Consider the following 20,220-nt stretch of genomic DNA (forward strand, 5'->3'; position numbering starts at 1 on the left):
GGGTGCACCATGGGCCCATGCAGGACAGTGCCGCGGGGGCGGCGACCATGAAGGCGTTGCGGCGACGGCGCGGACTGTCCCTTGCTGGCACGGCCCGCGCTCTCACCAACGTTGCCGCCGAGCTGCGGCTGCCCGCGCTGCCCGCCGTCGCCAGCGTCCAACGATCCGTCGCCCGCTGGGAAGCCGCGCGGCCGACCCGCCCTGACGACCGGTACCAGCTGCTCCTCGGCCACCTCTACGCCCGCACCCCGGCTGGCTCCATCGCCATTGGGCCGGGCAGCGACTTCGCCGAACTCCTCACCGCGCTGCACCTGCTCGGCGAGGGCGAGCGACGCACCGCCGAACTGCGTACCGCAGTCCTACGGGCGGCAACCGACCAGGGCGCGGGCATGCTCTCCCTCCTCTCACCCGCCCTCCAGGCTCAGCTCGCCGCCGCGCTCGCCGACCCGGCCCGCACCACCGACGAAACGGTGGCCGGGCTTGCCGCGGCCGTCGCGGACGTCAACGGTCAGGTAGGCACCTTGCCCATGGTGCGCCTTCAGCTTCTCCTCGCGCCCGCCGTGGACGCCGCGCGGCGGCTCCTCGCGGCACCCGTGCCGTCGGCTCCGCTTCAGGAGTCGCTCAGGGAGGCCGCGGTTGCCGCCTACACCGTCGCAGCTCGGCTTGCCTTCGAGACTCGTGACGACGAGGCGTCTCGGGCCGCCTACACGGCGGCCACCCGGGAAGCTGCGCAGCTAGGCAGGCCGTGGCGGCAGGCCGGCGTCCACATGAGCCACGCCCTCACCACCATGTACGCCACCCACGATCTTGCCGCCGCGCGGGTGCTTGCCGACCGCGCGGTGCGGGCGGCCCAACGCGGGGAGAGCATCCTCGTTCGGGCCCGTGCGCACGCCCTCCAGGCGGAGATGCTGGCGCGGGCCGGGCAGGCACGGCAGGTGGATACAGCGCTCCGGCTGGCCTGGTACGACATGGAGGCGAACCACGCCGGTGACCCTGCCGTCACCAGCTTCTCAGCGGGCCATCTGCGCGGCTTCGAGGGCGTGTGCGAACTGCATGTCGGCGATCCAGCGACGGCACACGATCGGTTCGCCCACTCGGCCGCCGCGCTCGCCGCCCCGCGCGAGCTAGTACAGCGGGCCATCGTCACAGTTGACCAGGCGCTCGCCCGCATCCGTATGGGCGCGCCGCAGGACGCCGTCGAACTGCTGCACCAGTCCGTCGATGCCGCGGCCGCGACCGGTGGTCGCGTGCCAGCGCTCCGGCTCCGAGACGCACGTCAGGCGCTGCGACCGTGGCGGCAAGAGACCTGGGTGATGGACCTTGATGACCACCTGCTCGACGGGCTCGGAGCCTGATCCCGAGCTGACTCCAATTCGTGTCGATCTGACGACAACGCTCGAGTTCTGGACGCACGAATGCCCCCGCCGCGGCCACAGGGGGCCGGGCGGGGGCTTGGTGGTTCTGTCAGCCGGTGATGAGCTGTGCGTCGGCCGCGGCCGGGTCGGGTACCGGCAGGCCGGCGCCGCGGAGGGCGTCTTGCAGGACGGTGATGTAGCGGCCGTGCGCGGCCAGCCGGTTGCCGGCGTGCTGCTGGGCGGCCTCGATGTCGGCCAGGCGCTGGCGGACCCGGACCAGCTCGCGCGCGAGTCCTTCCACGGTGGACAGGTCCGGCTCGTCGTCGCGGGTGCGGCTGATCCTCGCGACCACGACCGCGACGACCGCGCCCAGGAGGAGGCTCACGTAGCCGTAGAGGCCGCCGTCCGTATCAGCCATGCGCTCCCTCCTGCCGTTGGGCTGCGGCGAGCCGTAGCCGGGCGACCTCCCGCGACAGATACACCACCCGTCGTGTCGCTACCGCGAGGATCGCCAGCAGGCCGGGGAAGACCGCCCAGGTCACGCCGCTGTACCAGCCCTGGGCGAGCGTGCCGAGGGCGCGGGCGGTGGTGTAGGCGACCGCCCAGACCGCGGGCATCGCGCTGGCCATGGCCCACCCCCACCAGTCCCGGCGGGACGGCAGCGGCGCCGCGGCCGCGCACAGGACCCCCGAGGCGACCCAGACCCAGCCCCACACGCACATCGGCGCGATGTGCGTCAGGGCGGTCACCCCGCGGGTGATCCCGAAGCGGGGGTCCGCGAGCAGGCCGGCGCCGTAGGTGGTCCAGCCGGCCCCGCAGATCAGCAGGGCGGCGCCGCGGTACCCCAGCCGCCGGCCTGTCCGGGACACCGCGGCCCGCATCAGGCTGCTGCCGTCGGCGGGTCGGCCGGGGCGGCCGGGGCGGCCTCGGCGGCGGTGGCCGGCTCGGCGGGCGCGGGCAGCAGGGCGCCGGTGCCGGTGGTGCCCACGCTGCCGGCGAGCGCTGCCTTGAGGACGGCGAACGCAGCCGGCAACCCCGCGGCGGCCGCGGCCTTCACCGCGCCGAGGTCGATCAGGCCGGTGGAGTTGGCCAGGAGCAGGCCGGCGACGGCCTCGACGTAGGTCGCGGCGGTGCGCTCGGCCAAGTCCAGGATGAAGCGCTTGTTCATGACGATGGTCCGTTCTGCTGGGGTGGAGTTCAGGAGGTGGGGACGTGGAGCTTGTCCCAGGTGGTCTTGCCGGGCGGCCAGGTCGCGGCCGCGCCGCTGTACCCGCACTTGCGCTGCCACGCCTGGTAGGAGGCGATGTCGCCGGAGCCGATCACGTCCTTGTTGCTGCTGGTCTGGTAGTGGTTGCAGCTGACCGCGACCAGGCGGGCGTGCATCGCGGCGACGACAGGGGACTTGCGGCCGACGGTGAACCAGGAGGCGCCGGGGAACGGCTCGTACTTCGGCACGGCGCCGGAACTCCCCTTCGCCGCCCATGCGGTGAGCGCGTCGCTGCTGGCGAAGTTGGCGACGTTGCGGTCCACGCCGCCGGAGACGCTGTACTGGTGGAGCGTCCAGGCGTGCTCCACCCGCGGGTGGCCGGCGTCCGACTCGGGGTCGGCGATCCACAGCCCGTCCCCGCAGAAGGAGGTGGTGTCGCGGTGCAGCCAGAAGTCGACGTTGCAGTAGAGCAGCACCCGGTGGGCGGGTGACTCCTTCTGGAGCGCCTTGATGAAGGCGTCCTTGTCCGCCCCCGACACCCCGGTGTCCTCCCAGTCCAGGGCGAGGACGTCGCCGGGCGCGGCCGCGGCGTGCTGGAGGAAGTACGCGACCTGGGCGGACATGCTGCCGGGCCGGGCGAAGTGGTAGTGGCCGACGGTGACGCCCGCGGCCCGGGCGTGCGCGACCTGCGCGGTGTGCTTGGGGTTGATGTAGCTGGTGCCTTCGGTGGCCTTGACCATCACGAATCCGAGGCCGGAGGTGGAGAAGGTGCTCGTCTGGTAGGACGCGACGTCAATTCCGTTGACGGTCATGTGAATTCCTTACGGTGATACCCAGAGGGCGAAAAGCGATGGGCCGCCGGTTGCGCCGGTGGAAAGGGCGAGGGCTGTTCCGGAGTTCTGCCACATCTGTACGGACAGGTAGTCGCCGGCGTTGAGCGCGACGAGCGCGGAGACGTTGCCGTACCAGGTGTTGCCGGACATGCCTGCGGTGGCGATCTGGCCGGAGGGGATCGCCGCGCCGCCGTTCACGCCGATGCGCACGGAGCGGTTTCCGGTGGCGTTGGCGGAGAAGCCTCCGGAGGCGGTGACGTGGTAGGTGCCGGGCACCATGACCACGTACCGGTCGGGGTTGGTGGTGTTGTTGTGGCCGCCGGCCGAGTCGAACAGTTCGCTATCCAGGGGGATCGAGGTGTAGCTCGTGGACGAGGCCAGGGTGCCGGCGGGGCTGCCGCCGGTGTAGGCGTTGCAGTAGCCGGAGAATCGAGGGGGCCCGGTGGTGAATGCCCACTCCATGGCCGCTGTGACGGTGGAATTCCACAGTGCCGCCGTCAGAAAATCTCCAGGCTCCGCGATTACTGGAGTTGGGGTTGTCATGCGTCCTCTTCAGTACGTGAATGCGGTGGAATCGAATGTGCTGGAGCCGTCCCATTGCTCCGGGGTGGCGGTGTCGTCCGGGAGGGCTTCGGTGACGGATTCCCCGGCTGCGTAGCTGTGCTGGAGCGGGGAGTTCAGGGTGATGACGTCGCCGACCTGGTGGAGCACGCTGACGGCCTCGCGCCCCGGGGTGCCCAGGCCCAGTTCGGGCGCGAGCCACAGCGTGTAGTGCGGGGGCAGCAGGGACGCGCAGGTCTGGCCGGGCGTGATGGTGAGGGACGTCGCGCCGGCGGCGGCCGGGAGCGCCAGGGTGGTGTGCCAGGCCGAGATGACGCCGTAGGGCGTGGTGTCGGCGGGGCTGGTCTGCAGGACGAGGACGGCCTCGCCGCGGTCGTCCATGGTCCAGTTCAGGTTCTCGACGAACTGCTCCAGGGTGATGGCCGGGGCGCCGAGCGGGCGGCGCATGACGCGGACCCGGGTGCCCTGTTCCAGGGTCAGGCAGACCGGCCACAGAGCGGGGTGGGCGGAGGGGTGGAGCCTGAGGGTGCCGATCCGCATGGCGGGGTCCTTGTAGCGGGACCGGATGTAGCTGGCGGCGTCCTGGCACTCGTTCGGGTCGGCGGCGTTGACGTCGCGGGTGATGGTGCGGGGGAAGTAGGCGGCGATCGAGGCCGGGTCGGTGGCGGTGAAGACCTGGCCGGTGCCGGTCTGGGTGACCTGCACGACGTTCCCGAGGTGGGTGGAGTCGTAGTCGGGCTGGCAGTCCTCGTAGGGGTACTCGTCGGCCTCCAGGCGCTCGCCGAACACGAACGCCGGCGTGGTGGCGTTGTATCGGGCGGAGCGGGCCCGGAAGGCGACGGTTCCGGCGCCGTCGACGTAGTGCGCGCCGCCCTCGGTGTCGACGACGCCCTGCGCGGCGGTGACGGCGTCCTGGCCGCCGAAGTCGGCCGGGCCCATCGCGGTGGTCTGGCCGGTCTGCAGGTCGCTGGGGCCGGTGTAGCCGGCGTAGCGCAGGATGCGCGCGTACCGCTCATCGGTGGACTCGCCGGTGAGGGAGTTCTTCCAGGACCGGTAGAGGTCTTCCTGCGCGGTGACGGACAGGGAGACGGGGAACTCGCACGCGAACGCGAGGTCGCCGGCGAAGTGGGCGTAGGTGTACCGGGCCTTCTCGTCGACGAACGCCCCGATGGAGTCCATGGTGAGCGACCCCGGGGTGGGAACCTGATCTGCGGTGACGTTCCACTCCCAGCTGGCGGAGTCGACGCCGACCCACATCGTGGCGGTGTCCGGGTCGTGCCCGACGAACCCCAGGTGCCAGTTGCCGTCGGCGACGTTGCCCAGCGGGGGGAACATCTGCAGGTTCTGGCCGCCGGTGCCGCCGGTGGCCGCGCCGAACTCGCCGCTGTCGTTGATGGCGAGGATGAGCAGGGCGCCGGCGAGGATGTTGTTGGCGCGGCGGTTGTCGGCCGCCATCCAGATCTCGGCGGCGCCGGCGGGCGTGCCGTAGGGGTACCGGAAGGCGACCATGCGGGTCCACGCGGCGGTGGGGTCGGCTGGTCCGGTGATGCCGGCCTGGGTGAGGGACAGGTAGGTGCAGGCGCTCCCGAAGATGGACTGGCCGGGGTTGGGGTTGGTGAAGGTGGCCACGGGGCCCGGCGCGCCGGTGAAGATGCCGTTCACGGTGTCGGCGGCGGTGATCTCGGTGCCGAACGTGATCGGGGACGGGCCGTACTTGCTGTTGGCGACGGGCACAGGCTGGCAGTTCCCGGCGGAATCGGCGACCGCGGCGGAGCCGGAGGGGTCGTCGAGCTTGTACACGAACCGCGGGGCGTGGGACTTGATCTCGGCGCTGAGCGGGTCGTCGAGGGTGACCTGCGAGAGCAGCGCCAGGGCGTCCACGCCGGTCGGGGTGACCGTGCCGTAGGTGCCGCCGTTGGTCCACTGCGCGGGCCAGTCCTCGGTGAACTGGGCCATGATCGGGTACCAGACGCCCGGCTGCACCCAGTCGGTGGCGGCGCCGGCCTCCAGTTGCCAGCCGTCGACCTGCACGGTGCACGCCGCGGCGGCGGCCGCGGCCAGCTGCACGCCGACCTGCAGGCCGGAGCTGGCCGGGTCCGCGGTCGCGGTCACCTCGATGTACGTCCAGGCCGCGGTCGCCGATCCGGTGAGCGTCGCGGTGGTGCCGGCGGCGGTGGTCGCCGCGGCGTCCTCGACGGTCAGGGTCCGGAAGCCGGCCGCGACCTGCACGGAGGTGCCCGGGCTGACGTTGCGGACGCGCAGCTGCACCGTGTACGTCTGGCCCGGGCGGACGGCGGGCTGGGCGGTGTAGCAGACCCACGCGCCGGCCGCGGCCCCGGCGGGCACGGCCATGGCGATGACGGTGCCGCCCTGCCAGGCCGTGCCGGATGCGACGAGCTGCCCGCCGACCGGGTCGGTGCCGGTGAGGATGCGCGGCCCGTCGTCGGCGGTACTGAGCGCGCCGAGCGGCTGCCCGCCGACGTCGCCGCCGGTGGCCTGCGCCTGGTTGAGGAGGTTGGGCGTGGGCGGCCACTGGGCGCGGCGCCGGACCGGCTGGAACGGCAGCACGTGGCCGGCGTAGGGCCCGGCGGCGTTGGTGGGGTCCAGGGCGCCGTCGGTGTTGGACAGGGGCAGGGTGGAGGTGCCGGCCTGGACCTGGTCCAGCTCGTACTGCCGGCCGCGCTGGGCGGTGAACTGCCCCAGGGTGCGGCCGCCGACGTCGACGTACCGGTCTGGGGGGATCTCACCGCCGGAGCACGTCCAGTACGGGCCCCAGGCGGTCTCCACCACGGGGTAGGCGGGGTTCAGGGCCACGCGGGGTGCCTCCTATCGGGCGAACGCGGGGTAGGTCTGCGGGTTGCGCGCGCCCATCTGCAGGAACCCGGCCTGGACGACGTCGACGAGCTGCTGCCCGGAGGTCAGCACGGAGCCCTGCACGGTGACGTGCACGGTCTGGGAGATGATCCGGGCCCCGCCGTAGGCGGCCGTGCCGAGCGACAGCGCGCTCACCCCGACGCCGGCGGCGCCGGCCGCGCCGGGCAGGGCCGCGGCGAGGCTGCCGACCGCGCGGTGGGCGACGGCCGCGTTGTCGGTGACGCCCTGGGCGATGCCCGCGGGAATCCACCGGCCGACCTGGTCGGCGAACTCCCTCGACGGCGAGCCGATGCCGAGGAAGCCCTTGGCGCTGGACAGCGCGCTGTTGGCGAGGTGTCCGAGCTCGCTCTTGAGGGCGCCGCCGCTGTTGACGACGCCCTTGACGATCCCGTCGACGATCGCCTTGCCGATCTGCAGGAACTTGGTCCCGATGCCGCTGACGGCGTTGTACGCGCTGGTCAGACCGCTACTGATCGCGCTCTTGATCCGGGCGACGGTGGTGGTGATGGTGTGCCAGGCGGACGTGAGCGGCCCGGTCATGCGGTCCCGGATACTCGCCCAGATGGACGACGCGGTGCCGGCGATGGCGTGCCAGGCGGCCGCCAGCCACGCCGAGACGGTGTGCCACAGCGACTGCAGGCCCTTCCAGACCGCGGTCATCGGCGCGATGATCACCGCTCGGATCACGGACCAGACCGCTCGGGCACTGGCCACGATGCCGTTCCAGACCGCGGCGAAGAACCCCGTGATGCCGTTCCACACGGTGTGCACGGTGCCGAGGATCTGGGCGTGCCAGCGGTTCCAGATCGCCAGCAGCGCGGCGACCGGAGGCAGGAAGATCACCAGCAGCAGCGGCCACCAGCGGCGGAAGAACGCCGTGATGCCGTTCCACACGGTCGAGGTGGCCGAGGACACCCACCGCCAGCCGGCCACGATCGGATCGGCGACCGCGTGCCAGGCCGAGGCGAAGAACGCGGCGATGGCGTGCCAGGCGGACATGACCGCGCCGGAGATGGCCGACCAGACCGCGACGGTGGCGCCGGCGACGGCATCCCAGGCGAGCAGGATCATCCCGACGGCAGCAGCGGTGATGATCCTGATGCCGTCCCAGACCTGCCGCCAGTGCATCGCCAGCAGCACCACCGCGGCGACCAGCGCCATCACGCCGAGCACGATCCACGTGACGGGGTTGACGGCGGCCGCGGCCGCCATCGAGTACAGCGCGGCGGTGGCCGCGGCCAGGGCGAAGACGAGGACGCCACCGATGACGACGGCAGCGGCGACCGCGGCGGAGTGGTGGCGGGTCAGCCACGCGGTGGCGGTGGCCAGGACCCCGATGATGCCCTGCACGTAGGGCATGAGGACTTGGCCGATCTGGATGCCGAGGGCTTCCAGGGACGCCTTGGCCTGGGCGACCTTCTGGTTGAAGTTCTTCTGGACGTCGGCCCAGCCCTCGATCTCCTTGCCGCCGGCCTTGACGTGCTCGGCGATGCCCGCGGTGTTCTTCTGGAAGTCGGCCATGTGCGGGCCGGTCAGCTGCAGCGCGCCCATCATCGACTTGGTGCCGCCGACCATCGTGGCCAGCGCGCCGATGTACGTCTGCTGGCTGGCGGGCAGGTCGGCCAGCACCTTCTGGAAGGCGGTCGCGCTGCCGGCGGCGCCCTGCAGCTTCTGGATGACGACGGTGCCGGCCGGGCCCATGTGCGACTGGATGGCGTCGGTCAGGGTCGTCAGGGTCGCCGCAAGGCCCTTGGTGCCGAGTTCCTGGCCGACCTGGACCGCGTTCAGGCCGAGGTTCTTCATCTCGTCCGCGGCTTTCGCGGACGGGTTGGACAGCATCCCGATGGTCTGCCGAAGGTAGGTCGCGGCCACCCGGGCCGGGGTGCCCTGGGCGGTCATGGTGGCCATCGCGCCCAACACCTCGTTGAGGCCGACCTTGGCGGCCGCCGAGGTCGGCAGGATGCTCGCCATGGACCCGGCGAGGTCTTCCAGGTTGGTCTTGCCCTCGGCCTCGGTGCCGATCAGGGCGTTCATGACCTGCGTGGCCGACCCGGCGCCGGTCTTGTAGGCGTTCATCGCCGTGGTCACGGCGTCGGTGGTGGTCTGCAGGTCGGCGTTGCCGACCTTCGCGCCCTCCGCCGCGACCCGCAGCACGTTCAGCGCGTCCGTGCCGTGGTAGGACGCGGACTCGATCGTGTACAGGCCCTGGGTCAGTTCGGCGGTGCCCTGGCCGACCTGGCCGGCCATCGCCAGCACGCCGTTGCTGACGGTCTTCATGTTGGCGGCGGCCTCGCCCGCGCCGGTCCGCACGCGGGTCATCTGCTGCTGGAAGTCGCCCGCCATCTCGACGGTCTTCTTCGCGGTCTCCGCCGCGGCGACGCCTAGGCCGAGGATTGCGGCCTTGCCGAGCATCCCGGTCTTGGCGAAGGCGCCGGCGCCCTGGGCGTCGACGGTCGCGAGCTCGGTCTCGACGCCGGCGATTGCGGTCTTGACGCCGGTGGTCTTGCCCAGGAACTCGATGAAGACGGGGGGCAGGGCACCCACGACGGCCACCCCCTGTCTGTGCTGGTCAGGTGGTCATCTGGTGGCCTTCGCCCAGGCCGTGTTCCATACGGCGGCCATCTTCGGTTCGGCCTTGCGCAGCCCCGGCTTGAAGTACGGGTACTGGCCCTCCAGGCGCTTCTTGTAGAGGTTGCGCACCCCCGCGCCGACGCCGACACCGCCCTGGAAGCCGCCGCCGGGGAGCGGTTTGGGGCGCCGCACCCCGCCGACCCCGCGCGACAGGGTGCCGGTCAGCCGGCCCGGGCCGCCGGACTTGCTCACGTGGTGCGGCGACAGGTTCAGCGACACCGTGTCGCCGGTGCGGCCGGACGCGCCGCGGTGGTCCCACCGCGGCCGGCCCCGCAGCCCCGCCTTGATGCTCGACTTCGCCAGGGCCTGGGTGGCCTTCAACGCCTTGAGGGTGGCGAGGTCGATCTCCTTGGTTATCGCCGCGAGGCTGCCGCGGACTTCCTTCACGCCGGTGACGCGCACTCCGATCGACTCAGCCACGGGCGGCCCTCTTCTCCAGGTTGGCGCGGGCTCGGGCCACGGTGTCGTCGACCGCCAGCAGCCAGTCCAGGCGCACCGCGGGCTGCTCGTCGAGTTCGGCCGGCGTGCAGTGCATGAGGCTGATCAGCCGCCATTCCCGGAACTCCTCGGACGGCAGCTCGGCCGGGTCGTACTCGAACAGCCCCTCCAGCTGGCCCCTCAGTCGCTGGAGGGCCCGGTAGGGGACCCGGGCGCCGGCGTCGGGTCGAAGTTCGGGTTCAGCGCGTTCTGGTACGGCGCGACGGCCTGCCGCAGCGCGTCCAGGGCGGGCCCGGGCAGGTCCAGGACCCCGTCGACGGTGACGGCGAAGTCCCAGGACCAGCCGCGGGTGACAGCGACGACCAGGGCGTCCTGCAGCTCCTCCAGGACGTCGAACGCGTCCCCCATCGAGGCCGCCAGGGCCAGCTGCTGGGCCTGCGTCATCTCGCTGCCGTCGGCGGTCGCGGCGTTGCCGGCCTGCACGGCGTTCATGAACTCCGGGAAGCTGGTGAGCTTCGCGGACAGGCGCTTGATGGGGCGCCGCATCCGCTCGGTGATGTCCGAGACGGGGCGCAGGTCCGCCCAGCCGCCGGGCAGCTCCACGCGGTGCGCCTGGGTCGGGTCGAGGGTGGTGGCCATGAGGGCGTTGTCCTTACGTGTAGGTGGAGGCGGCGACCGCGTTGGTCAGCGTCGCCTTGATCGGGGAGTAGCCGCCGGAGGTGCCGGCGTCCGTGGTGTTCGCCAGGGCCTCGTAGTCGACGGACAGCTCGATGTAGTCCTTGCCGCGGCCGATCTCGGCGGCCGTGTACGCCGCCTTGCTCATGTGCAGGCCGACCGCGACCGCGGCCGCGCCGGCGCCCTGGCTGTAGGTGATGTCCAGGGGCGGCTTGGAGTTGTTGAGGTAGTTCAGGTAGTGGGTGTCGTCCTCCATCACCAGCGTGAGCTTCCCGGAGACCGACAGCGGGCCAGCCCACAGCGCGTAGGGGGCCTGGGTGCCGTCGGAGGTGTGGACGACGGTGATGTCCCGCTTGAGGGTGCACTCCCCGTCGGTGACGAACGCCGCGCTGCTGCCGCCGATGGAGATCTGCCCGACCCAGCCGGCCAGCGGCGGCACCCCGGTGTAGGAGGGGACCGGCGCGTCGGCGGTGGTGGAAGCGAGCGCGGTTGCCTTCGCGGAGTAGGTCAGCATCCCGTCGCCGGAGAACTTGATGCCGACCTCGGAGAACATCAGGCCGGCGAACTGCCGGGTGGCGATCGTGTAGAAGTCGGAGAGGGTGTACGACGGGGGCTGACCGTTGCCGGAGTTGAGCAGCGACATGGTGTGCGTGTACGGGGCGGCGGCGCCGGTGGTGGCGATGTCGCCGAGGATGCCGGCGAGCATCCAGCCGGCGGTGTCGGGGAACACGTCGCCGTCGAATCCGTACTCCGACCAGATCGGACCGGCGATCTTGTCATACGTCTGGACCATGGAGCCGCGCATGCCCTGGTCGTCCAGGAGCGTCAGCTTGTCGCTGGGGCTCATGGTCTTGACCGGGATGAACGCGGTCGCGTCGACGGCCTCGCCGGCGGTGGTCTCCAGGCCGATGCCGAGGAACGACCGGAATGTGGGCTGGGGCATCGCTCACGCCTCCTTCGGGGTGTCGGCCGGGGCGGCCTCGTCGGGCGCCGGCGGCGTGGGCGCGGCCGGCGCGGCGGTCTTCTTCGCGGCGGCCGGCGGCGTGGCCGGCTCCCAGCGGCCATCGGTCGGGGCGTAGCGGGTACCGGCGGGCACGGGAGCGGGCGGGGTGCCGTCGGCGGGCGGCGCGGGCCGCTCGTCGAACTGGGCGACCGTGGGGCCGCCGTCGGCGCCGGCCGGGACCGCGGTCAGGCCGAGCGTGGGGTAGGTCCGGGCGTCCAGGCCCGTGTAGCGGTACTCGGGCACGGCGGCCCTCCTTGCGGGTCAGATGCGGGCGTAGCACTCGACGGCGAACGTCACGACGGTGTGTCGGCCGAGGTTGTCGGAGTCCCATTCACCCTCGGTCTGCGAGGTGGTGGGGCGCGCGACCAGCACCGCGCCGCCCAGCGTCGGGTCGGTGCGGACGATCGCGCAGGTCTGGTCGAGCAGGGTGCTCGCGCGGTCGAACACCGCGGCCGGGTCGTCACCGCCGCGGAAGCAGTCGATCGTGACCGCGATCGAGTACCGCTCATCGAGCCAGCCCTTGCCGCCGCCGCCCACCACGCTGTTGACGTCGAGGGTCCGGGTGACCAGCCCCACGGCGATGATGTCCTCGGGCTCGTTGGGGCCGGGCACGTCGTAGCAGATCAGCAGCGAGGCCCGCGCGTTGTCGGGGTCGGGCGCGATCTGGGCGGTGAACTGCTCGAACAGCCAGCGGCGGGCGGCCGGCGCCGTCGAGACCGGGATGGGCGTGCTCATGCGACCCCCGGCGGCCGCTTGAAGGGCTTCCACAGCTCCAGCACCCGGTTGGGCAGCGCGAACCCGGCGGGGGCCGGCCCGGACCCCTCGTCGAGGGCGCCGGACCCGGCGAACCGGGACCGGCCGCCTTGCTGCGTGAGCTGCCACAGGTGCCGGATCAACTCCAGCGCGCCCAGCCGCACGGAGAACGGGACCGCGCCGGCCCGGCCCGCGGTGTACACGACCTTCACGTTGTTCCGGCCCGGCGCGAACGCGATGGCGTCGCCGACCGCGCGGCGGGTGATCGTGCCGCGGTCGAGGTCGAGCGTGTAGCCGTAGGAGTCCATCGCGGCCTGGCCCAGCGGCTGTTCGGTGAGCACGTAGGTCGAGGCGGCGATGTACTCGGTGACCGACGCCACCGCGCTGATCGGCTGCCAGTCCAGCGAGATGGTGCGGCGGCCGCCGTTGTGCCACTCGGTGTGCACTTCCGGCAGGACCGGCCCGACCACGTCCCGGGCCAGGTCCGCGGCGGCCAGGATGAACCCCTGCAGCTCGTCGTCCTGGCGGTTGTCGCCCGGGGAGAGGTTCAGGTGCGCCTTGACCGACGCGAGGTCGACCAGCTGCTCCACGCCGGCCGGACGGACCTGGAACTGGCTCTCGTCCGCCCAGGAGATCCCGGTACCGGTGGCGCTCCACCGCACCAGCCACACCCCGGGCACGTTCACCGCGGGCACGACCGCGGTGAACACGCCGCCGCCGGCGGCTGCCGGGGCGGGACTGGTGGGGGCGCCGGCCGGGTCGGTGACCGTGACGGTCACCGCCAGGTCGTCGACCACCGCGGGGTCGCCGTCGGCGTCGACCACCGCGGCGCGCAGCCCGACGTCCTGGCCGGGCACGTACACCAGCGCCACCACGTCGGTCCCCCTACTTCTTGGCGGTCTGCTCGGGCGCCTTCGCCGCGGCCGCCGTGCGCTTGCGGCCCGCGGCCGTCGACGGCTCGGACTCGTCCCCGACTCCGAGGTGTTCGCGCAGCCGGCGCTGCTGCAGCTGGTTCGCGGCGGCCATCGCCCGGCCGCGGGCCTCAGCGAGCGCGGCGCGGGCGGCCGGGTCGGTCGGGTCGGCCTCGCCGGCGGCGTCGGCGTCCAGCGCGGTCCGCAGCACGCGGGCGGCCACTGCGGCGTCGCCCGCCCGCCCGTCGGCGCCCTGCTCTGCCAGGTCCGCGGACTCCGCCTCCAGGCCGTCGGCGGCCTCGCCGAGGTCGGTACGGATGCGCTCGATCGCGGCCTCGATGGCCGAGGCGTCGTCCTTGCGCTGCTCGCGGCGCGGCCCGGTCGTGACGGTGCTCAGCTCGGCGCGCAGCCCGCGCAGTTCTGCGATGCGGTCATGCATGGGTGGTCCTTCCGGGACGGTGGTGCCCGGCCCGCCGCACCCTCGAACGGCGGCCCGGGAGCGGGGGCCGGTCAGAAACCGGTCGGGGCGACCAGGCCGGTACCGGAGATGACGGAGATCGTCTCCGGGCGCCGGTCGGGCATGAACGCCGCGTAGTTGTAGACCTGGAAGCGGACCTGCAGCGTGCCGGACAGGATCTCGGTCAGGACGCGGGTGCGCATCGAGCCCTCCCACAGGAACAGGTCGGAGGTGCGCATCGTGGCGATGCGGTCCTCGTTGGTGCCCGTGCCGAGGGTGGAGGGGATGTTCCCGTCGGCCAGCAGCGGGAACTGCAGCACGCGGCCAACCGGGCCCTCGACGTCGCCGCCGGTCTGCAGCGCCAGCGGGTTGAAGGGGGCCTGGGTCTCCGGGAGGATGAACGGCCGGTTCTGGTCGTCGAGCTGGGCGGCCATCCAGAACCAGCGGCTCGGGGTGAGGAACACCGCGGACGGCATCACCTTCCGCTTGGTCGCGGACTGGCTGAGCGCCTGCATCATCGGGGTGTACAGCTCCGGCAGCGTCGGCGTCTCGGAGGTGTAGGTGATCGCGTTGATGCCCGTCACGTTCAGGGCGCCCTTGAGCTGCCCGTTGTTGCCGGTGCCGGTCCAGCACTGGGTGTCCAGCTGCATGTTGTAGTCGGCGATCAGGTCCGCGAAGGTGATCTCGTCGAACCCGGCCGGGGACTGGTCGAGCAGCTGCATCGCGACGTCCTGCTGGCCGGCCAGCGTCCGCACCGGCGCGGTGACGTAGGTGTCCGTCAGGTCCTGGCTGGTGACCGCGGCGGCGTCGGCGGTCTGCACACCGACCTTGGTGCCGGTGGCGACCTTGGGCACGTTGATGCTGTCGGTGCCGGGCGGCAGCTCCATGTTCCGCACGGTGTTCGCGAAGGTCCGGCCGAACCGGGGCAGGTCGATGTAGTCGTCGACCAGCCACAGCGGCGGCACGAAGTACCCGCCCTGGCCGTCGGTCCGGTTGGGGTTGACGCGCTTCTCGAAGATCGTGCCCCGCCCGCGGCTGCGCACGACCTTGTCCAGGTCGTCGCGGTCGCGCTCGGCGGCCTTCTGCCGGGCGCGCTCCCGCTTGGGGAACTCCACGTTCATCTCCTGGCCGTGCCGCTGCAGGCGCGCGGCCGCGGCGGCCACGCCGCCGTCGGCGTCGCCCCGGTTGAGCTGCATCCGGGCCAGGTCCAGGAAGTAGGAGTGCCCGGAGCCGCGCTCGTAGGTCAGCGGCTCGGAGCGCACCTCGACCTCCGGCTTGAGGTCGTAGCGGCGGCGGGTCTCCTCGGCGGCCTGGTCGCCGCGCAGCTGCTCGTCCAGCTCCGCGATGCGCAGGTCGATTTCGGCGATCTCACCCTTGCCGGCCTCGAAGTCGCGCCGCTCGTCGTCGGTGAGCTTGTTGCGCTTGTCGTTCTGGACCTTCTCCAGGAGAGCGTCGAGCGTCTTGCGCTTCGCGGCACGCGTCTCCTGGAGGCTCTTGATCATCTCCGCGATGTCCACGCGGGGCCTCCTCGCAGGTGTGGGTGTGGGCGTGCCTGACGTGCTCGGGTGGTGGCCCGGGTGGTGCCCCGTGGGGGTCCGGCGCGGGCTCCGGCGCAAGGGTGGCCAGGCGAGGGGTGGTTCAGGCGGTCACAGGCCGATGACGGCGGCCTGGGCCAGGTAGAAGTCAAGGTCCCCGCCGGCCTGCGCCGGCGTCTCCTCGGCCGCGGGGGCGAAGCGCGCGGCCAGGCGCTCGTACAGGGCGCGCTGCTCGTCCTCCGGCAGCCGGGCGGCCCGCTCGGCCAGGTCCCGGGCGTTCATCTGCGCGCCGGCGGTGTTCGGGTTCGCGCCGTAGTTGACCACCGACACGTCGCCCTTGTTGAGGTTGATCTCCAGGATGTCCCGCTGGTCGTAGTCCGGGCTCCACTGCTGGCGGGTGATCCAGAACGCCAGGCTCATCTCGTCAACGTCGCCGCGCTCCATCGCCGACTGCAGGTCCTGGACGGCGTTGTTGCGCGGGTCGAGTCCGGCCTCGGTGTGCAGGCCGGTGGTGTCGTCGGCGAGCCGAAGCGTCCCGGACTTCGTGCGCGCCAGCGTCAGCCCGCCGTGGTTGATCAGGAACGGCACGTCCGCGCCCTCGTTGAGGGTCTTCGTGGCCGCGCCGGCCCGCATCACCTCGGTGAAACCGCCGAGCCAGTCCGACATCTCGTAGCCGATGTCGTAGACCGTGGCGTAGCCGGTGAACGTCAGGGTGCTGCCGCCGGTGCCGTCCGGCACGGCGCGCAGCTCGACGTCCCGGAACGCCACGCTGCGGCGCTGGATGGTGGTGGGCCGCTCAGCCCGGGCGGTGAGGTCAGACATGCGCGGGGCCCTCCGGTTCCGTGTCGCCCGGCGCGGCGCCGGTGTTGGTGTGCGCGCTGTTCAGCGGGGCGTGGATGTCGTCCCCGCCCTCGACCGGCGGCAGGTTCTCCTCGCCGCGGAGCTCGTTGATCGTCTCGATGTTCGCCGTGCGGGCGGCGACGGCGGCCGCCATGCGTCCGGCCCGGTCGGTGCGCTGCAGCTTGCGGGTGTCGAAGCACGCGGACTGTCCGCGCGGCAGCATCCCGGTCCATGCGTCCTCGAACATGCCCAGCCAGTCGCCCATCGTGTAGGCGAGGAACCCCAGGGCCTGCTGCTCGATGCCGGTGCCCCAGGACGTGGTGCGGTCGACCTGGCCGAGCATGTGCGGCGGGATGCCGTACAGCATCGCCATGTCGAGGTTCGAGGCCGCCTTCGTGCCGAGGAACTGCGCGTCTTCCGGCGGCACCGTGATGGACTTCCAGGAGGCGCCGCCGGACAGGATTCCGGACGCGTGGGAGTTCTTCAGGCCCGCGTGGGAGGCGTCCCACGCCTCCTTCATCTGCCGGGCCTGCGCGACGGTCATGTCCTCCTTGACCTCGATCACCCCGGACAGGTGCGCGCCGTCGCCGAAGAAGCGTGCGGCGAACTCCTCCGCGGCCAGGCCGAGGCCGATCGCGGTGCGCGCGTAGGCGATGGGCGACATGCCGGTGATCGCGCCGGGCATCGACATGCCCATCACGTGCACCATGTCGACGGTGTCGACGGGGACGCGGTTCACCTCGTAGATGCGGCCGCCGCTGTCGTCGGTGTCCACCTTCACGCTGTCCGGGTGGCACACCGACAACCGGGCCGGCCGGAACAGGTAGTCCCGGGCGGTGATGACGGCGTAGCCGTTGCCGCGCAGCGCGGCGGAGACGACCAGTTGCTTGGCGCCGTCTCGGCGGGTGGGCCACGCGGTGTTCGAGCCGCCGCCGAACGGGTCGACCACGATGGTCGGCTGCCGGTCGACCGGCACCTGGATCGACCCCGCGGCCTGCATCGCACGGATCGGCAGGCCGGCCACCGTGTTCGCGAGGATGCGCACGCACGCGAACAGCGAGATGAGCTTCATCGCGGTCTGGTCGTTGACCGGCACACCCGACGCGGTCAGGTGCGCCAGGCTGCCGTTGGTGGGGATCGAGGAGTCGCCGAACTCCTGCACCGGGCCGGCCGCCCGGGTGGCGCGTCGCAGCAGGCTCACCGGTCCATCACCCACCCCACGAACAGCAGCATGAGGCCGAGCAGCGCCAGGCCGGCGATCGGCTGCAGCCACCAGGCGGCGCCGTCCAGGCAGCCCAGGCCGGCCACGTCCACCAGGTCGGTGACCAGCCGCCGCGGCGCGGCCGGCCGCCGCAACAGGCGCTTGAACACCGCGGGTACGCGCATGGCACCTCCTACAGGTCCGCCCAGTTGAAGAACCGGGGCGTGGGCTTCTTGGAAGGCGGCGCGCAGGCGCGGTGCAGGCCCATGATCGCGGCCACCGCGAGGTCGATCTTCCGCGGTGAGCCCTTGGACTCCTTGTAGATCATGAAGCCGCCCGTCGACGGCTTCACGACGGCGTTGGCCAGGTGGCGGGCCAGCCGCGGGTCACCGGAGTGCGTGACCCAGCCGTTCATCACCGCCTCGAAGAACCGGTTCGTCGCCGGCACCATCCGCGCCGGCGACTGGGGGAAGTCGACGACGGGCAGGCCCTCGGCCTCCAGGATCTGGTACGTCCTGGCCCACCGTGCGGGGTCCACCGCGATCTCCCGGACCTGCCACCGCCGGCACGCCGCCCGCAGCGCGTCCTCGACCTCCAGGATCGGCACCACCCAGTCCGGCGGCGCCTTCTCCGGCCGCTCCCACAACTGCACCACGTCCTGGTGTGGCCGGCGCAGCCCCGCGTTCAGCTCGGCGGCCTTCACCGCCCGCTCGTCCTCGTCCAGGTCGGCGTTCTCCGGCGCCTCCGGGTCGAACACCAGCGGCTCGCCCGGCCGGGTCACGATGATCCCCGTCGCGTCGTTGTTGTACGACCCGTCAAAGGACAGCACGACCTCTTCGCCGTCCGGGATCTCCTGCTCGGAGTCCTCGCAGCGCTCCCAGGCTCCTTCGGGAAGCCACACCTTCGCGGCCGTCACCCACACGTTCAGGCGCTTGGTCTTGAAGTCCGGCTCCGACAGCTTCCGGGAGACCGCGGCCATCTTCTCGCCGTCCAGGAAGTCCCCGTACGCCGGGTTGGCCTGCTGCCACACCCGTTGATCGAGGTACCGGAACCCGCGGGCGCGGTCGTTGGTCTCGTAGATCCGCGCCCCGTACCGCGGATCGTCGACCTCGCCCTTGATGATCTTCTTCGCGTACTGGTACTGCTGGTAGCAGATGGTGTCCTGGCCGTCGGCCTGGGTCTTCTTCCCGAACGTCGAGATACCGACGATGAGCGGCTGGGCGCGGGTGTCCGAGCCCTGGTTCATCACATCCCACAGCTCGCTGTTGGGCTGGGCGTGCAGCTCGTCGAACAGCACCCGCGAGGGGTTCAGCCCCTCCTTGGTGAACGCCTCGCTGGACAAGGCCCGGTACACCGACCCGGTCGCCGGATACTCGATCGCGTCCCGGTAGCACTTGAGCAGGCCGCCCTGCTTGGCGTCCAGCTCCGGCGACATCTCGACGGCGGACTTGACCTCGCCGAAGATCAGCTTCGCCTGGTCCTTGTCCGCCGCGCAGGAGTACACCTCGGCGCCCGGCTCGTCCAGGATGCCGTCGATCGCCAACCCGGCGCCGAGCAAAGACTTGGAGTTCTTCCGCGGCACCAGCAGCAGGTACGTCCAGTATTGCCGCAGCCGGCTACCCGGCACGAGCCGCAGGATGTCGCAGATCACGTCGGCCTGCCACGCCCGCAGCCGCACCAGCTGGCCGCGCTGGACGCCCTTGGTCAGCCGCAGGTACGACTCGATCAGCTCGCAGGCGAAGATCCCATCGGTGTTGCCCTCGTTCCACCGGGACATCGAGGGGTCCCACAGGTCCGGTCCGCGCGGCAGCTGGCGAGGGAAGCGCGGTGGCGCGGCCGCCCTACGCGCCACCGTTGCCCGTCCGCTTCGCGCGCCGCTCCAACATCTCCTCCAGTTTCGACTTGGCCTTGATCTCGCTCATGCCGAGTCGCGCCCGGTCGGTGGGAGTGAAGCCGCACAGGCTCTCCCACTTGGTCATCTGCGACTCCAGCGCGCGCAGATGGGACAGCAGCGGGTTGGCGCGCTGCTGCCCCATCGAGCCGGGAACCATGTAGCCGGCGTCCGCGATGGCCTCCCGGATCGCGTCGCGTTCGTCGTGCGCCTCGCACAGCCGGGTCAGGATGTCCAGGTCGGTGGTGGGGGACAGCCACTTCTGACCGGCTGTCCACAGCCGATCCCAGACCGCCCTGCCTACATCGCCGAGGGTGCCGGGCGCCGGCGGGAGGTCGGCCACGGAAACCAGCTCGACGACCACCGGCTCGGGAAGCGCACGCTTGCCGGGGTTGCCCGTCAGCCGCTTACGCTCCGTGGGCGTCCTGGGTCGGCCTGCGGTCATGATCGCCACCCCCAAGAACCAACCGGCCCAAAAAACGGTCCAATTTCGCGGCTGTGTGTGGGGGGTGGGGGGCCGGGTCCCTAGATGATCATCGTGTTCAAGATCGACCCACCCCCCGGCGCGCGACACATCGTCATCGCCGTCACTGTGCGTGCTTGCGGGAGTTGCAGGCGCGGCACAGCACCTGCAGGTTGTCCGGCTCGTTGCCGCCGCCGCGGGCCTTGGGTGTGACGTGATCTGCAGTCAGGTCGGTGGCGTGATGGGGCAGCACGCCCCAGCCGGGGCACCAGTCGCCGTACTCCGCGCGGTGCGCGGTCACTCCTGCTGCTGCGGTGCGTCGGTAGCTGCTGTCGTAGCCGCGCTGGCTGGCGCTGCCGCGCTGGACGTCGTATCGGTGCTGCCATGCGGCCTGGTGAGCGTCGCACCGCGAGGCGTTGCGGGTGAGCTCCTGGCAGTCCAGGCACGGGCGTAGGCGGCGCTGCATGGGCTCACCTCCTCGCGCACAGGATGTGCGGGTCGGGCCGGATCGGGCAGGACGACCAGATCGGGACGGGGCCCTTTGCGGCCGGTGCGGTGAAACGAGGAGGGCGGGGCGCCTGTATACGGCGAA

General features: G+C 71.9%; 23 protein-coding genes. 1 reads left to right on the forward strand and 22 read right to left on the reverse strand.

Annotated features, from left to right (window positions below):
* Window positions 1-17 precede the first annotated feature (17 nt).
* Window positions 18-1,355 (forward strand): NsdA family TPR-like regulatory protein, encoded by a 1,338-nt coding sequence (locus tag RVR_RS27320; protein ID WP_202236538.1) that lies wholly within the window; start codon window positions 18-20, stop codon window positions 1,353-1,355.
* Between the two features lie 109 nt (window positions 1,356-1,464).
* Here RVR_RS27320 and RVR_RS27325 read toward each other — a convergent pair whose 3' ends face one another.
* From RVR_RS27325 to RVR_RS27430, 22 genes are all read right to left on the reverse strand, one after another.
* Window positions 1,465-1,773, reverse strand: a complete 309-nt coding sequence (locus RVR_RS27325; protein WP_202236539.1) for a hypothetical protein — start codon at window positions 1,771-1,773, stop codon at window positions 1,465-1,467.
* Window positions 1,766-2,224, reverse strand: coding sequence for a hypothetical protein (locus RVR_RS27330; RefSeq protein ID WP_202236540.1), 459 nt, complete (start codon window positions 2,222-2,224; stop codon window positions 1,766-1,768). The genes RVR_RS27325 and RVR_RS27330 overlap by 8 nt, the downstream gene beginning before the upstream one ends.
* Window positions 2,225-2,235: 11 nt before the next feature.
* The gene (locus RVR_RS27335; RefSeq protein ID WP_202236541.1) at window positions 2,236-2,523 is read right to left on the reverse strand and encodes a hypothetical protein; all 288 of its coding nucleotides are present in this window, start codon (window positions 2,521-2,523) and stop codon (window positions 2,236-2,238) included.
* Window positions 2,524-2,552: 29 nt separating this feature from the next.
* Window positions 2,553-3,374 (reverse strand): GH25 family lysozyme, encoded by an 822-nt coding sequence (locus RVR_RS27340; RefSeq protein ID WP_202236542.1) that lies wholly within the window; start codon window positions 3,372-3,374, stop codon window positions 2,553-2,555.
* Between the two features lie 9 nt (window positions 3,375-3,383).
* On the reverse strand, window positions 3,384-3,857 hold the full coding sequence (locus RVR_RS27345; RefSeq protein WP_202236543.1) for a hypothetical protein: 474 nt from the start codon (window positions 3,855-3,857) through the stop codon (window positions 3,384-3,386).
* Between the two features lie 90 nt (window positions 3,858-3,947).
* A complete protein-coding gene (locus RVR_RS27350; RefSeq protein WP_202236544.1) occupies window positions 3,948-6,770 on the reverse strand; it encodes a hypothetical protein in 2,823 nt (940 codons plus the stop codon).
* A 12-nt stretch (window positions 6,771-6,782) separates the two neighbouring features.
* Window positions 6,783-9,374, reverse strand: coding sequence for a phage tail tape measure protein (locus tag RVR_RS27355; RefSeq protein ID WP_202236545.1), 2,592 nt, complete (start codon window positions 9,372-9,374; stop codon window positions 6,783-6,785).
* Between the two features lie 33 nt (window positions 9,375-9,407).
* Entirely contained in the window at window positions 9,408-9,881 is a 474-nt protein-coding gene (locus RVR_RS27360) for a hypothetical protein (RefSeq protein ID WP_202236546.1), read from the reverse strand.
* On the reverse strand, window positions 9,874-9,996 hold the full coding sequence (locus RVR_RS38705; protein WP_272933113.1) for a hypothetical protein: 123 nt from the start codon (window positions 9,994-9,996) through the stop codon (window positions 9,874-9,876). Before RVR_RS38705 ends, RVR_RS27360 begins: the two co-directional genes overlap by 8 nt.
* A gap of 83 nt (window positions 9,997-10,079) precedes the next feature.
* Entirely contained in the window at window positions 10,080-10,538 is a 459-nt protein-coding gene (locus RVR_RS27370; protein ID WP_202236547.1) for a hypothetical protein, read from the reverse strand.
* Window positions 10,539-10,551: 13 nt separating this feature from the next.
* Window positions 10,552-11,517 carry a phage tail tube protein gene (locus RVR_RS27375; RefSeq protein WP_202236548.1) on the reverse strand — a complete coding sequence of 322 codons (966 nt, stop codon included), beginning with the start codon at window positions 11,515-11,517 and terminating at the stop codon, window positions 10,552-10,554.
* 3 nt (window positions 11,518-11,520) lie between these two features.
* Window positions 11,521-11,820: a hypothetical protein gene (locus tag RVR_RS27380; RefSeq protein ID WP_202236549.1), complete on the reverse strand. Its 300-nt coding sequence runs from the start codon at window positions 11,818-11,820 to the stop codon at window positions 11,521-11,523.
* A gap of 18 nt (window positions 11,821-11,838) precedes the next feature.
* Complete coding sequence (locus RVR_RS27385; RefSeq protein WP_202236550.1) at window positions 11,839-12,312, reverse strand: hypothetical protein; 474 nt, start codon at window positions 12,310-12,312, stop codon at window positions 11,839-11,841.
* Entirely contained in the window at window positions 12,309-13,205 is an 897-nt protein-coding gene (locus RVR_RS27390; RefSeq protein WP_237404994.1) for a hypothetical protein, read from the reverse strand. The genes RVR_RS27385 and RVR_RS27390 overlap by 4 nt, the downstream gene beginning before the upstream one ends.
* 10 nt (window positions 13,206-13,215) lie before the next feature.
* A complete protein-coding gene (locus tag RVR_RS27395; protein ID WP_202236551.1) occupies window positions 13,216-13,680 on the reverse strand; it encodes a hypothetical protein in 465 nt (154 codons plus the stop codon).
* A 71-nt stretch (window positions 13,681-13,751) separates the two neighbouring features.
* A complete protein-coding gene (locus RVR_RS27400; protein ID WP_237404996.1) occupies window positions 13,752-15,215 on the reverse strand; it encodes a phage major capsid protein in 1,464 nt (487 codons plus the stop codon).
* Between the two features lie 129 nt (window positions 15,216-15,344).
* Window positions 15,345-16,055, reverse strand: a complete 711-nt coding sequence (locus tag RVR_RS27405; RefSeq protein WP_202236552.1) for an HK97 family phage prohead protease — start codon at window positions 16,053-16,055, stop codon at window positions 15,345-15,347.
* Window positions 16,048-17,274 carry a phage portal protein gene (locus RVR_RS27410; protein ID WP_237404997.1) on the reverse strand — a complete coding sequence of 409 codons (1,227 nt, stop codon included), beginning with the start codon at window positions 17,272-17,274 and terminating at the stop codon, window positions 16,048-16,050. Before RVR_RS27410 ends, RVR_RS27405 begins: the two co-directional genes overlap by 8 nt.
* A complete protein-coding gene (locus tag RVR_RS27415; RefSeq protein WP_202236553.1) occupies window positions 17,271-17,459 on the reverse strand; it encodes a hypothetical protein in 189 nt (62 codons plus the stop codon). Before RVR_RS27415 ends, RVR_RS27410 begins: the two co-directional genes overlap by 4 nt.
* Window positions 17,460-17,467: 8 nt before the next feature.
* On the reverse strand, window positions 17,468-19,051 hold the full coding sequence (locus tag RVR_RS27420) for a terminase large subunit domain-containing protein (RefSeq protein ID WP_202236554.1): 1,584 nt from the start codon (window positions 19,049-19,051) through the stop codon (window positions 17,468-17,470).
* Window positions 19,052-19,115: 64 nt separating this feature from the next.
* Window positions 19,116-19,610, reverse strand: coding sequence for a phage terminase small subunit P27 family (locus RVR_RS27425; protein ID WP_202236555.1), 495 nt, complete (start codon window positions 19,608-19,610; stop codon window positions 19,116-19,118).
* A gap of 142 nt (window positions 19,611-19,752) precedes the next feature.
* Window positions 19,753-20,094 (reverse strand): HNH endonuclease, encoded by a 342-nt coding sequence (locus RVR_RS27430; RefSeq protein WP_202236556.1) that lies wholly within the window; start codon window positions 20,092-20,094, stop codon window positions 19,753-19,755.
* Window positions 20,095-20,220 lie beyond the last annotated feature (126 nt).

This window comes from Streptomyces sp. SN-593 (assembly GCF_016756395.1).
GTDB classification, from domain to species: Bacteria; Actinomycetota; Actinomycetes; order Streptomycetales; family Streptomycetaceae; genus Actinacidiphila; species Actinacidiphila reveromycinica.